Source organism: Achromobacter colocynthidis (assembly GCF_057334535.1).
Genome location: NZ_JBHFIZ010000022.1, coordinates 13,696 through 26,423 on the forward strand (window position 1 = coordinate 13,696; position 12,728 = coordinate 26,423).

A 12,728-nucleotide genomic window follows, 5' to 3' on the forward strand; every position below is an offset into this window, starting at 1 on the left:
CTTGGTAGGGGGGGAACGAGTTAAGTGTTCCGAAGGCTGCGTTGTCATTCAGGCCACTGAAGGAATTCAAGGCATTCAGGACAACGCGGCCAATTAGGTTCAGGCCATGTCGTTCAAATGACAGGCGCTTAAATGGTTGATGGCGATTCCCTTCAACGTGGGAACCTCGGTCTTGCAGCGCGGCATCGCATGCGGACATCGCGGATGAAAATGGCAGCCGCCGGGCGGGTTCAGCGGGCTGGGAATCTCGCCTTTGATCGCGGTAAAGATCTTGTGGCGCGACTTCAGGCTGGGAATTTCCGCCAGCAGCGCTTGCGTGTACGGGTGGTTGGGGCGCTGGAACACTTCGTCCACCGTGGCCGTTTCCACGACGCGGCCCAGGTACATGATGACCACGCGGTCAGACAGGTGTTCCACCACGCCCAGGTCATGGCTGATGAAGAGATACGTCAGGTTCAGTTCTTCACGCAGGTCCATGAACAGGTTCAAGATCTGCGCTTGAATGGACACGTCCAGCGCGGCCACGGCTTCGTCGCACACCAGCATGGACGGCTGTACGGCCAGTGCGCGGGCGATGCCGATGCGTTGGCGCTGGCCGCCGCTGAATTGGTGCGGATAGCGTTGGCGCAGGGCGGGGTCGAGCCCCGCGCGTTCCAGCTGGGCGCTGACGTAGTCGTCAAAGTCGCCATTGCCGACCAGGCCGTGGATGCGGGCCGCTTCGCCCACGATCTCGTCCACGCGCAGGCGCGGGTTAAGGCTGGCGTAGGGGTCCTGGAAAATCATCTGCACGGTCAGGCGCGCGGCGTGGGCGGCGGCCGAGTTCATGTCGGACGGGCGCACGCCGTTGATGCGCACTTCACCGCCGGACGGCGTCAACAAGCCGGCGGCGATGCGGCCCAGCGTGGATTTGCCGCAGCCGGATTCACCCACCAGGCCGACCACTTCGCCGGGGTTCACGATCAGGTCCACGTTGTCGACGGCGCGCGTGATGGCGGGCGGCTTGGACAAGCCCATGCGCTGCATGGCGCGGCCGGCTGCGCCGACCTTTCTTTCGCCAAAGCGCTTGCTGACTTGGGAAAGGTCAATCAGCGGCGTGGGGGCGGCGGATACAGTCATGCCGTCACCTCGTTGTGGATCTGGATAGTCGGATGGAAGCAGCGCACGTCGTGTTCGGGCAGGGCTTGAGTGATGCCGGGTTGCTGGCCACAGGCGGCGGTGGCACGCGAGCAACGCGCGGAAAACGCACAGCCGGCGGGCAGGTGCAGCAGGTTGGGCGTCATGCCGGGGATCTGGCGCAGGCGCTGGCCCCGCAGGTTATTGCTGGGCAGGCTGTCGATCAGGCCGACGGTGTAGGGGTGCTGCGGGCGGTCCAGCACGTCGTCGACCTTGCCGTGTTCAACGATGCGGCCGGCGTACATCACGGCCACGTCATCAGCAAGACCCGCCACGACCGACAGATCATGCGTGATCCAGATCAGGCTGGTGCCGTGCTGCTGCGCCAGCTTTTGCACTTCAGACAGAATCTGCGCCTGGATGGTGACGTCCAGCGCCGTGGTGGGTTCGTCGGCAATGATCAGGTCAGGGCGGTGCAGCATGGCGATGGCAATGGCCACGCGCTGGCGCATGCCGCCAGACAGCTGATGCGGGTAGGCCAGCAAACGTTCTTCGGGGCTGGGAATGCCCATCATGCCCAGCGTGTCGCGGGCCAGCGTGCGGGCCTGCGCCTTGCTCATCTTGTTATGCGCGCGCACGGTTTCGATCATCTGCACGTCCACCCGCAAGACGGGGTTCAGCGTCATCATCGGATCTTGAAAGATCATGGCGATGCGGTTGCCTTGCAGGCGGCGCAGATCGCGCGGAGCCAGCTTGGTCAGGGCGCGCCCCTGGAACAGGATTTCTCCGCCGACGATACGGCCGGGGGCGTCAACCAGACCCATGATGGAAAAGCCCGTCACGGATTTGCCCGAGCCGGATTCACCGACCAGGCCCAGAATCTTGCCGCGCTCCAGCGTGAACGACACGTCGTCCACGGCGGGCAGCACGCCCGCGCGGGTATGGAAGTGCGTGCGCAGGTTGCGCACTTCAAGCGTGGCCGGCGCGCCGGTAGCGGTGCGGTCGGTCATTTGTGAGTCCTTGGGTTCAGCACGTCGCGCAGGCGGTCGCCCACCAGGTTGATGGCGACGATGGTGATCAGCAGCGCGATGCCGGGGTAGAAGCTGATCCAGTATTCACCGGACAGCATGTATTGAAAGCCGTTGGAAATCAGCAGACCCAGCGACGGTTCGGTCACCGGCACGCCCAGGCCCAGAAAGCTCAACGTGGCCTCCAGCGTGATGGCGCGCGCAATCTGCAAGGTGCCGATGACGATCAGCGGCGGCAGGCAGTTGGGCAGAATGTGCTTGAGCATGATCCGCCAGTTGGGAATGTCCAGGCAGCGGGCGGCTTCGACGTATTCACGGCGGCGTTCCACCAGGGCTTGGCCGCGTGCGGTACGGGCGTAGTAGGCCCATTCCAGAATCACCAGCGTCAGCACCACGTTGCCCACGCCCTTGCCCAGAAAGGCCAGGATCATCATGGCAACCAGGATGGACGGGAACGACAGAATCAGGTCGACCAAACGCATGATGAAGGCGTCGACCTTGCCGCCCGCGTAGGCGGCAAGCAGGCCCAGCAGCGTGCCGACGATGCCGGCGATAACGGCCGAGCCCACGCCCACCATCAAGCTGATGCGCAGACCGTACAGAATGCCGGACAGCAGGTCGCGGCCCTGGCCGTCGGTGCCTAGCCAATAGTGGAAGGTGTCCAGGCCATTCATGGAACCCGGCGGCATGCGGGAATCCAGCACGTCGATTTGCAGCAGGTCATACGGGTTCTGCGGCGAAATCCACGGCGCGAAGATGGCGGCCAGGATCAGCAGCGTGGCCACGGCCAGGCCGAATACCGCCGTCTTGGACGACAGGAATTCAGTCAGGTTGCGGCGCCAGGGCGATTCGCGGCGCAGGGCCGGAACCTTCTCGGGGGTTGCAGTGGTGCTCATGCCGAGCCCTCCAGCCGTACCCGGGGGTCCAGCACTTTATAAAGAATGTCGACGATCAGGTTCAGGGTGACGAACAGGCACACGACCACGATCAGGTAGGCGACGATTACGGGGCGGTCCAGCGCGTTCAGGCTGTCCAGAATCAGCTTGCCGGCGCCCGGCCACGAGAAAATGCTTTCCGTGATGACGGCGAACGCAATCGTCGAACCCAGCTCCAGGCCCAGCACCGTCACCAGCGGGATCATCGTGTTGCGCAGCACGTGCACACAGACCACGCGAAACGGCGACAAGCCCTTGGCGCGCGCGAACTTCACGAAGTCCAGCGGCATCACGTCGCGCACGCCGGCGCGGGTCAGGCGGATGACAAGCGAAATCTTGAACAGCGACAGGTTCAGCGCGGGCAGGATCAAATGGCGCCAGCCGTCGGCGGTCAACCACGACCACTGAAAGCCCAGGAATTCCACCGTTTGCCCACGCCCGCTGGCGGGCAGCCAGCCGAGTGACACGCTGAACGTCATGATGAGCATCAGCGCCACCCAGAACGTGGGCAGTGAGAAGCCGACGATGCTGCCGGCCATGATCATTTTGGAAAAGCGGCTGTCGGGGTACAGGCCGGCAATCAAGCCCAGCGGCAGGCCGATGATGACGGCCAGCAGCAGCGCGCTGATCGCCAGTTCCAGCGTGGCGGGCAGACGCTGGATCACCAGTTCAATCGCGGGGATGTTGTAGACGAAGCTGTTGCCGAGGTTGCCGTGCAGCGCCCCGTTCAGAAAGCCCAGGTATTGCTGCCACAGCGGCTTGTCCAGGCCCAGTTCCGCGATGATGCGGGCGCGGTCCACCTGGTCGACGTCTTGGCCGATCAGGATGTCCACGGGGTTGCCGATGGCGTGCAGGCCCACGAAGACGATCAGCGTCATCAGCAACACCACCACCGCCGCTTGCGCGACACGGCGTATCAACCAACCGGTCATTGCGTGGTCTCCGCTTGCGAGGCCGGGGTGGCAATTGCCGCGGGCGGCGGGGCCGGCGTCCATTCATCGCCGAACACTTCCGGTTCGGAAAACGCTTCCATATTCGCGTAGTACGTTTCCACGTCTTCGCGGTAGAACAGGCCGGCGATGCCTTGCGCCAGGCGCTTGGCGCCGTCGCTGATGGCCGGGATGTCGCCCGAGATCGTGCCTTGGGTCAGCGCGGCGGGGTAGGAAAAGCAGTGCACGCGGTCCAGGCCCGGGCAGGCGCCGGGGACTTTTTCTTGCAGTTCGAAGACGGCGCCCAGGTCGGGCGAATCATGCAGTTCCTGGTCTTCTTCGCCGGGGGGCGGGGTGAACCGGTCGCCCCAGTTGCGCACGTGAGGCGCCAGCGGCGCGAATTCCGGGCGCACGGTCCAGTCGATACGAAAGCCCGTCGAGAAGATCAGGAAGTCCAGCACGAACACGCCTTTGGGCGTGGTGACGTGGATGTCGTCGCCCACCATTGCCAGGTCTTGCACGCCACAGCCCAGGTTGAAGCGTGCGTTCGGGAAGCGCGACACGCGCAAGGTGCTGCCGCGCGGGGGCGGCACTTGGGCGGCGTTGATGTAGTGGCGGATCTTCCACTTCCATTCGTCGGGCAGGGTCAGGTGGCCGTGGGTCAGGCCGGGGTTGCCCGCGCCTTTGCCTTTGTTCACGCGCGGGATGTCATTGCGGCGGATCAGCAGGTCGACGCTGGCGGCGCCGGCTTCCAGCGCCGTGCCTGCGCTGTCCATGGCGGACGCGCCCGCGCCCACGACGCCAACGCGCTTGCCGGCCAGCGTGGCGTAGTCCATCACGTCGGACGAATGCGCCCAGCGGTCACGCGGCAGTTTCTTGGCAAAGTCAGGCACATAGGCGCCGCCCAGGCCGGCGCGGCCGGTGGCCAGCACCACGCGGCGGGCCAGCACGGTGCTGCGTCCGGCGGGCGATTCGATGTCCAGTTGCACCAGGCGGTCGGCGCGCGGCTGCACGGACAGCACGCGATGGTTGTTGCGCACGTCCAGGTTCAGCACGCGGCGATACCAGCGCAGGTAGTCCATCCATTGCAGGCGCGGAATCTTGTCCAGCGCGTCCCATTCGGCGGTGCCGAACTGCGCTTCGAACCAGGCGCGGAACGTCAGCGCGGGCAAGCCCAGCGCGGGGCCGGTCAGCTGCTTGGGACTACGCAGCGTTTCCATGCGGGCGGTGGTGGCCCACGGGCCTTCGTAGCCTTCGGGCGCCTGGTCGAAGATGGGCGCGGTGATGCCCAGGTGCGTCAACGATGCGGCCGCGGCCAGGCCGGCCATGCCGCCGCCGATGACGACAACGTCCAGTACTTGTTGGCCGTCAACCAGACGGGGCGCAACCCAGTTCTTGGCGGGAATTTCCAGCCAGGACAGGTCTTGCCGCAGACGCGCTTCCAGCGCATCCAAGCCTTGCGGCGGGGTGGCAACGGGCAAATTCATAGTGTGGGGGAGTCCAAAACAGGGGCGTCATCACCGTAGACAGAATGCAGCAGCGCGGCGTGCTCGCTGGCGTCGTGCAGCACAAAGCCGGGCAGCAGCGCGGCGGCGGCTTCGGCCAGCGCGTCGGCCATGGCCTGGCAGGCGGGCGTCAACGGTTGAGGTTGCGGTTGCGGCTGCGGGGTGATGACCCCAAAGAAGAAAGGGATGTCCAGGTCGATAGGCCGGATCGCCACGCCCGGCATCGGGACGCCGTAAGCGGTAATCGGTTCCAGCACCGACACACCCAAGCCGGCGCGCACGGCGGCCAGGGCGTTGACGGACGAATTGGTTTCGATGGTGCCGGGCGCATTGCCGTCGGGGGCCAACGCGGCGTCCAGGCGGCGACGCAGGCGGTAGGGGTTGGCCATGGTGATCAGGCGGCGGCCGGCCAGAAGGGCGACGGGCACCACGGCATGCGCGACCAGCGGATCGTTTTCGGGCAAGGCCACTACGCAGGGCGCTTGCGCGATCCAATGCACGGTCAGGCCGCGATGTTCCAACGGCAGGCTGGTGGCGCCCAGTTGCGCGGCGCCGGTCAGCACTGCGTGCACGACCCGTTCGGGCGAGGCGCTGCGCACTTGCACCCGCATGGCGCCGGTTTGGGATTCGATGCGTTTGAGCGCGTCCGGCACCAGGCCGGCAGCCAGCGCGGACGTTGCCGCTAGCAGCAGCGGCTTGGCCTGGCCGCGCGCAATTTCTTCGGCGCGGCTGCGAATCTGCTGCAAACCGGCCAGCGCGCGTTCCACGTCGTCATACAGCAGAAAGCCCTGTTCGGTGGGCGTGACGCGCGGCCCGCTGCGGTTGAACAGGGCATAGCCGATTTCCGCTTCAAGCTCTTGCAACAGGCGGCTGATGGCCGGCTGCGAACGCCCAAGCAGACGCCCGGCAGCGGTGACGCTACCTGTAGACATGACGGCCGCGAAGGCCTCGAGTTGGCGAAGTTCCATCTGGGGTGCTTTATGCTCAGAGCGAATTCTGACCTGGCAAGTATGCGCGCTGCAAATAGTTAAAAGGCATAAGTAAATTCCCTATGTGGGCATTTCCTTATGCAGTTTCATAACTTCTCGTTATTTCAAGGGCTTAGGGACAGATCCCCGTCGACCCGATCGGCGTTCGAAGGTCTATCAAGTTGAAACATCCATAGGCCATCCACTTGGATGGTTTTATGCTTTGTTCCATGCCTCCACGTCCCCCACGCCTCGCTTCCGCTCCCAAGCCCTCAGACGAAAAGATCACGATCAACCTGGGTTATGTCGACCTGGGCCAGATTGATCTTCTGGTTCAAGAGGGCTTCTACGCCAACCGGACCGACCTGATCCGCACCGCCATCCGCAACCAGCTTGCCGCCCATGGCGATGCCGTGCGGCAGGCGGTCAGCCGGAAAACACTGGTGTTGGGAATTCAGCACTACACGGTCGACGATCTGCTCGCGGTTCAAGCGGCCGGTGAAATGCTGCAAATCCGGATCCTGGGGCTGGCGACCATTGCGCCGGACGTGACGCCCGAATTGGCGTTGGCCACGATTGAATCCGTGACGGTATTGGGGGCTTTGCACGCCAGCCCCGCCGTCAAGGCTGCCCTGAGTCAGCGCATCCGCTGACACGTTATTGCCGCTTCAAAGGTCACTCCATGCACCCAGAATTTCAGCAACTGATGAGCCAAGCCACGCGGCTTACCCGTTCCGGCAACCTGGCCGCGGCCACCGCCGCCATTCAAGCCGCTTTGATGGGCGTGCCGCCCACGGCGGCATCCGCCGCGCCGCGCTATGACGAGGCCGATGTGATTGACGTCGAGGCGCGCGAGGTTCCCGCGTCGTCGCCGAGCGCATCATCCCCAGCCGCCGCGCCGTCCTCGGCGCGTGACGATGGCGCCGCTCCGACATCCCAACCCACCCATCGCGCGCCCGGCGAGTCCTCCGCCACGCAGGGTGATTTCTTCACGGCGGGTTCGTTTCGCAATACCGCCGGTCAGCGCGCCTACAAGCTGTATGTGCCGCCAGGCGTGAACGGGCAAGCGAGGCCGCTGGTGGTGATGCTGCACGGTTGCACGCAGGACGCTGACGACTTCGCGGCCGGCACCGCCATGAACGACGCCGCGCGAAAGCAGGGTTTCTATGTGCTGTATCCGGTGCAGCCGCGCGAAACCAATCCGCAGAAGTGCTGGAACTGGTTCAAGCACAACCATCAGCAGGCCGGCAAAGGCGAGCCGTCGATATTGGCGGACATGACGCGCCACGTCATCGCCGAATACGGCATCGATACGCGGCGCGTCTATGTGGCGGGGCTGTCGGCGGGCGGCGCGATGGCCGCGATTCTGGCCGACACCTATCCGCAGTTGTATGCGGCGGCGGGCGTGCATTCGGGCCTGGCAGCGGGCGCGGCCAAGGACCTGCCGTCCGCCTTGTCGGCCATGAAGGGTATTGGGGTCCGGCCGGGCGCGGCGTCCAGCACGCCGGTGCCGACCATTGTTTTTCATGGGGACCGCGATAACACCGTGCACCCGGCCAACGCCGGCGCGGTCGTCGCCGCCAGCGCCGGGCCGGATGCGCGCGTGCAAAGCCAGCGCGTGGCGGGGGCGAACCAAGGGCGTGACAGCACCAAGCGCGTGTACACGAACGCGCAGGGCAAGGTTGTTGCGGAATATTGGGAGGTGCACGGCGCCGGCCATGCCTGGGCTGGCGGGTCGCCCAAGGGGTCGTACACGGACCTGAGCGGGCCGGATGCTACGCAAGAAATGCTGCGGTTCTTCTTTGAGCATCCCTTGGCGGTAAAGCAGTAAGCAACTAGGCAATCACCAGGCGGGGCGGGATGCCCGCTTTCGCTATCCGGTCGCGGCCTTCCATCAGAAACGCCCGCGACCGTGCAAGCGTGGGTCAGGTCGGGGCGATTAAGCCAACGCAATCAACCCGAGCAATCAACCGCTTAATCAAACCAACGTCACCTTCCCCGTCGCCAGGTCATACACGCCGCCCGCCACCATCAACTTCTTTTCCTGGACCATGCCTTGCAACACCGGCTGCGCCGTCTGCAAGCGCTGGACGGCCTGGCGGACGTTTTCGGCGATGGAGGCGGTCAGCAGGTTCTTGGGGTCGCCCTTGCTGGCGCGTTCCACGGCGGGCTTGATGGCGTTGACCAATTGTGGAAGATGGCCGGGCAGTTCGGCGTTTTCTTTCAGGACCTTTATCGCGGCGTCCACCGCGCCGCAGTTGTTGTGGCCCAGCACCAGGATCAACGGCGCGTTCAAAACCTTCGCGGCGAATTCGAAACTGGCCAGGCCATCTTCGTTGACGAAGTTTCCCGCGACCCGAACGATGAAGACATCGCCCGGGCTTTGGTCGAAGGCCAATTCCGGCGCTACCCGGGAATCAGAGCAACTGAGTATCGCGGCGATCGGCTTTTGCGTTTTGACGCGAGCCGCCCGGCCCGCTGAAAAGTCCCGCATGTTGGGTTTGTTTGCCGCATACCGGGCATTGCCGGCCATCAGTCGTTTCAAGGCTTCTTCGCCGCCAATATCGTTGGACGGGACTTCGGCATTGGCCGTTTCCGCCCAGCCGGTCGCGCCGAAAGCAGCAAGACCTGCCGCGCCCAATAGCAGGCGACGGCGTGGGGTGGAGTCCGGGGAAGGGGTAACGCAAGCAGCGCAATCGCACATATGGTTCTCCCAAAGGACGAGATGTCCAGAGAATTCGTGCGCATTGATTGTGCGGCGATAACAGTGTTTTGACACGGTAACTCGTGTGGACTTGACAATTATTTGCGCTAGCGGGCGCTTGACCTTGCCAACGTGGGCATCTTTAGTCTCGGGGTACTGGTTTGAATCTTCCAAGACCGACACATAAGGTGGCCCGATATGCCAAAAATCACCGTTCTTCCCCATCCCGATCTTGCACCCGCCGGCGCCGTGCTGGACGTGTCCGTGGGAACGTCCCTCTGTGATGCGTTGCTGGATCACGGCATTGATATTGAACACGCGTACGAAAAAAGCCGCGCCTGCACGACCTGCCATTGCATCGTGCGCAGCGGTTTTGATGCGCTTAACGACGTGGAAGAGGGCGAAGAAGACCTGCTGGACCGCGCGTGGGGCGTCGAACCGCAGTCGCGCTTGAGCTGTCAGGCCATCGTCGGCGAACAGGACCTGACGGTCGACATCCCCAAGTACACGGTCAATCACGCAAAGGAAAATCACTGAAGTGAAGGGCAACGCTGCGCTGCCCGTCGTGACTACGGGCGCTTGTGTGCCACGGCCACCGCGACGGCGCCGTCTGGCAAACGGTACTTGCCATCGCCCAGCCAAGTCACTTGCTCGCCTGATTCCAGCGTGCAGACATAGCGATGTTCTGGCGGCGCGTCGGCGCTTCGAGTAATAACCAGGCGACGTTCAATGCGTACGGTCGACCGGTCCGGCAGTTTGACAATTACGTCAGACAGTCGTGAGCCTGAGGCCATGACAAAGCCCTCCCTCAGATCGCCAATCCGTATCGGGCCGGATGTTGTTATGCCGACGGACGGCGGTTTCTCCCTTGGCGCTTTATTGATAGCACTGGATGCGGTCAGGGGAATATCGCCCTTGTGGGCGATTGCCGCCTGCTATCACTTATTCATGACATGCGCGCACACCGTAGCAATGAAGGGCTTGTTTGCGAACCCTTACGTCGCTGTTACAACTGCGCGGATAGGATTCTTATATTCGAATATTGGAGTCCATCATGAATAACGAAAAGCCGACCCCTGAACCGAACAAGCGCCGCTGGCCGTTTGGCTATGCCGACGAAGAATTGCGTCGCTAACGGAGTCAGGCATGGATTGCTCAGTCGAAGGAAAGGTCGCTTTCACGGATGGACATTCGTACCACTTCCCGACGGTGGACGCCGCGCTGGCCTTTGCCGAGTGCGTGAAAAGCTCGCAACAGCCCGGCCAATGTGCGGCAGCCAATGGCTGTACGCAGACGGTGAAGCTGGAGGATGTGGCGGCGGCCGAAGAGAAGGAACGGCAGGAAGAGCGCTGATAGCGGTTGACGCTCAGGCGCGGCTTGCAGTTGACCACGCCGGGGCGCTTCGTTTCACGTCACGCCACTTGTGACGCGTCTGCGCTTGTCGGACGCACGCTGCCGGGTTTGCCGTAGAACCAGTAGGCGCAGAAAAAGCCGCTGAGCATCCCGGGCAGACCACCCACGAAGAACGGGAAGAGGACGTCGCGCACTTCGGCATCGCGGCCGGAGAACGGCAGGAAAGAGCCCATTCCAAAGACCAGGCCGACCAGCGCAATCTTGCCCAGCGCCGCCCAGGTGGATCGCACGGGCCTCAGCGCGCCGGCCACGATGCCGCACAGCAGCGCGGGGATTACGCCAAATAAATAAAACCAGGGCAGGCCGAAAACCATGATCATCAGGTTTCTAGGGGTCTGTGAAATGGCGCTGAGCACCAGCGTGACTGCGATGCCGCCAATGGCGGGCGCAATAAACGCAAACATCAAGCCGCCCGCGACGAGATCGCTGCGGATGCGGTGGCCGGTGTCGTCGGGGCTGCGCCGGGTCACCCGATAAACGATGGATGCCACGGTGGCCAATAGCAGAACGGCGGCGGTGATGATCAATTTCATGGCGCAATTCTGGCATAAACCGTGGCCCGCACCTGCTTGCCCCGATCCCGGTAGACTGCTTCTTTTCGCGCCTTGTTTATTACGGGGCAGCAATAGAGCGGCGCTGGCCCACGCGGGTGGCCACGCGTCCATGACCAAGGGGGCTGGAACGCTGTGAAAATAAAAAAACTGATTGAAGAACGCCGTCTGGGCGAACGCGTCGCGGTCAGCGAGCGCGACGACCCAAGTCACGCCGATAACTTGGCCGCGCTGGACCAACTGGACGGCGCGCAATTCAGTTCCATCGCCTTCGTGACGGAAGACGAAACCGTCATGGCGATCGGGGGCGGCGATGGCGCGTTCGTCGTGTCCATCACGCTGGATGACGACGCGCGCATCTATACGCTGATCGACCCGTCGCGCTCGGAAGACCACGATCAGGAAGTGGTGGTGGGGGGCCAGGCGGGCAGCTACCAGCAGTACCAATGCGTGGACCGGGACATGGCGAAGGCGGCTCTGCTGCATTTCCAACAGGAAGGCGCGCCGTCACCCGACTTGCAGTGGGTCAGCGAGTAAGGGCAAGTTCAAGCGCTGTGCCCAACCGCTTTGGCCCAAGCGCCGCGACGCCGGCGCTTTCGTGCCATCGCCTTAAACCACCCGCGTCAGCACTTTCTCATCCCGAAACCAGCCGTCCAGATTCGCCACCATCAAATCGGCCATGGCGCGGCGGGTTTCGTGCGTGCCGCTGGCGATGTGCGGCAGCAGCACCACGTTGTCCATCGCGTGCAGGGCGGCCGGGGTCTCGGGTTCGTGTTCGAACACGTCCAGCCCGGCGCCCGCGATGCGCTTGTTTTCCAAGGCGCTGACCAGCGCGGCTTCGTCAACGACCGTGCCCCGCGCAATGTTGATCAGCCAGCCCTGTGGACCCAGCGCGTCCAGCACCCGCGCGTTCACCATATGCTGCGTGGCGCCGCCGCCCGGCACGGCCAGCACCAGGAAGTCGCACTGGGCGGCCAGCGTTTCAATGTCTGCGACGTAGCGATATTCCGCCGGCGCATCGGCGCGCGGCTTGCGGTTGGTGTACAGGATTTCCATGTCGAAGGCGGCGGCGCGGCGGGCGATCTGCAAGCCGATATTGCCCAGGCCCACGATGCCGCAGCGCTTGCCGCTCATGCGGGTGCCCAGCGGAAAGCCTTCATTGGGCCAGCGGCCGGCGCGCACGAAGCGGTCGGCTTGGGCGATGCGACGTGGCGCGGCCAACATCAAGGCGAGCGCCGTGTCGGCGACGCAGGCGTCCAGCACGCCCGGTGTGTTGGTGACGACCACGCCGCGCGCCTTCGCGGCAGTCAGGTCGATGGTGTCGTAGCCCACGCCAAAACTGAAGATACCTTCCAGCGCCGGCAGGGCGTTGATCAGCTCGGCCGTGGCGCCAAAGCGCCCGCTGGTAGCGATGCCGCGAATGTTCGCTCCGTGTTCGCGCAGCAGCGCGTCGGCATCAGCCGCTTCCCACAAGCGATGCACGTGATAGCGCGATTCAAGGTCCGCAATCAGGTCCGGCAGCAAAGGGCCGACCATCAACAGGTGCGGGGCGGAGGAGGGCAGGGAATCGGTCATGGGTGCG

General features: G+C 64.0%; 14 protein-coding genes. 5 read left to right on the top strand and 9 right to left on the bottom strand.

Annotated elements, in window-relative coordinates; genetic code table 11:
* Positions 1-99: 99 nt before the first annotated feature.
* From ACE04A_RS06970 to ACE04A_RS06995, 6 genes are read right to left on the bottom strand one after another with little or no spacing between them, the layout of a single operon-like run.
* Positions 100-1,116: an ABC transporter ATP-binding protein gene (locus ACE04A_RS06970; protein ID WP_485819979.1), complete on the bottom strand. Its 1,017-nt coding sequence runs from the start codon at positions 1,114-1,116 to the stop codon at positions 100-102.
* Positions 1,113-2,123: an ABC transporter ATP-binding protein gene (locus ACE04A_RS06975; RefSeq protein WP_485819980.1), complete on the bottom strand. Its 1,011-nt coding sequence runs from the start codon at positions 2,121-2,123 to the stop codon at positions 1,113-1,115. Before ACE04A_RS06975 ends, ACE04A_RS06970 begins: the two co-directional genes overlap by 4 nt.
* Positions 2,120-3,037, bottom strand: a complete 918-nt coding sequence (locus ACE04A_RS06980) for an ABC transporter permease (protein WP_050449686.1) — start codon at positions 3,035-3,037, stop codon at positions 2,120-2,122. Before ACE04A_RS06980 ends, ACE04A_RS06975 begins: the two co-directional genes overlap by 4 nt.
* Positions 3,034-4,008, bottom strand: a complete 975-nt coding sequence (locus ACE04A_RS06985) for an ABC transporter permease (protein WP_046805847.1) — start codon at positions 4,006-4,008, stop codon at positions 3,034-3,036. The genes ACE04A_RS06980 and ACE04A_RS06985 overlap by 4 nt, the downstream gene beginning before the upstream one ends.
* On the bottom strand, positions 4,005-5,492 hold the full coding sequence (locus ACE04A_RS06990) for a SidA/IucD/PvdA family monooxygenase (protein ID WP_485819981.1): 1,488 nt from the start codon (positions 5,490-5,492) through the stop codon (positions 4,005-4,007). The genes ACE04A_RS06985 and ACE04A_RS06990 overlap by 4 nt, the downstream gene beginning before the upstream one ends.
* On the bottom strand, positions 5,489-6,478 hold the full coding sequence (locus ACE04A_RS06995) for a LysR family transcriptional regulator (RefSeq protein ID WP_127184846.1): 990 nt from the start codon (positions 6,476-6,478) through the stop codon (positions 5,489-5,491). Before ACE04A_RS06995 ends, ACE04A_RS06990 begins: the two co-directional genes overlap by 4 nt.
* A gap of 230 nt (positions 6,479-6,708) precedes the next feature.
* On the opposite strand from ACE04A_RS06995, the gene ACE04A_RS07000 reads away from it, so the two are divergent.
* Together ACE04A_RS07000 and ACE04A_RS07005 are read left to right on the top strand one after the other, a co-directional pair.
* Positions 6,709-7,131, top strand: a complete 423-nt coding sequence (locus tag ACE04A_RS07000) for a ribbon-helix-helix domain-containing protein (protein ID WP_100857784.1) — start codon at positions 6,709-6,711, stop codon at positions 7,129-7,131.
* Positions 7,132-7,160: 29 nt separating this feature from the next.
* Positions 7,161-8,309: an extracellular catalytic domain type 1 short-chain-length polyhydroxyalkanoate depolymerase gene (locus ACE04A_RS07005; RefSeq protein ID WP_485819982.1), complete on the top strand. Its 1,149-nt coding sequence runs from the start codon at positions 7,161-7,163 to the stop codon at positions 8,307-8,309.
* Between the two features lie 147 nt (positions 8,310-8,456).
* Here ACE04A_RS07005 and ACE04A_RS07010 read toward each other — a convergent pair whose 3' ends face one another.
* On the bottom strand, positions 8,457-9,407 hold the full coding sequence (locus tag ACE04A_RS07010; protein WP_485819983.1) for a carbonic anhydrase: 951 nt from the start codon (positions 9,405-9,407) through the stop codon (positions 8,457-8,459).
* Here ACE04A_RS07010 and fdx point away from each other — a divergent pair.
* Together fdx and ACE04A_RS07020 are read left to right on the top strand one after the other, a co-directional pair.
* The gene (gene fdx, locus ACE04A_RS07015) at positions 9,381-9,719 is read left to right on the top strand and encodes an ISC system 2Fe-2S type ferredoxin (RefSeq protein WP_485819984.1); all 339 of its coding nucleotides are present in this window, start codon (positions 9,381-9,383) and stop codon (positions 9,717-9,719) included. The genes ACE04A_RS07010 and fdx overlap by 27 nt on opposite strands.
* 609 nt (positions 9,720-10,328) lie before the next feature.
* On the top strand, positions 10,329-10,535 hold the full coding sequence (locus ACE04A_RS07020) for a hypothetical protein (protein ID WP_259246609.1): 207 nt from the start codon (positions 10,329-10,331) through the stop codon (positions 10,533-10,535).
* Between the two features lie 59 nt (positions 10,536-10,594).
* Here the strand turns inward: ACE04A_RS07020 and ACE04A_RS07025 are convergent, their stop codons facing one another.
* The gene (locus tag ACE04A_RS07025; protein WP_448716290.1) at positions 10,595-11,128 is read right to left on the bottom strand and encodes a hypothetical protein; all 534 of its coding nucleotides are present in this window, start codon (positions 11,126-11,128) and stop codon (positions 10,595-10,597) included.
* Between the two features lie 153 nt (positions 11,129-11,281).
* Between ACE04A_RS07025 and ACE04A_RS07030 the strand changes: the two genes are divergently transcribed.
* Positions 11,282-11,683 carry an Imm1 family immunity protein gene (locus tag ACE04A_RS07030; RefSeq protein WP_100856124.1) on the top strand — a complete coding sequence of 134 codons (402 nt, stop codon included), beginning with the start codon at positions 11,282-11,284 and terminating at the stop codon, positions 11,681-11,683.
* A 72-nt stretch (positions 11,684-11,755) separates the two neighbouring features.
* On the opposite strand, the gene ACE04A_RS07035 is transcribed toward ACE04A_RS07030, so the two are convergent.
* Positions 11,756-12,721, bottom strand: a complete 966-nt coding sequence (locus ACE04A_RS07035) for a 2-hydroxyacid dehydrogenase (protein WP_448716288.1) — start codon at positions 12,719-12,721, stop codon at positions 11,756-11,758.
* Between the last annotated feature and the right edge of the window lie 7 nt (positions 12,722-12,728).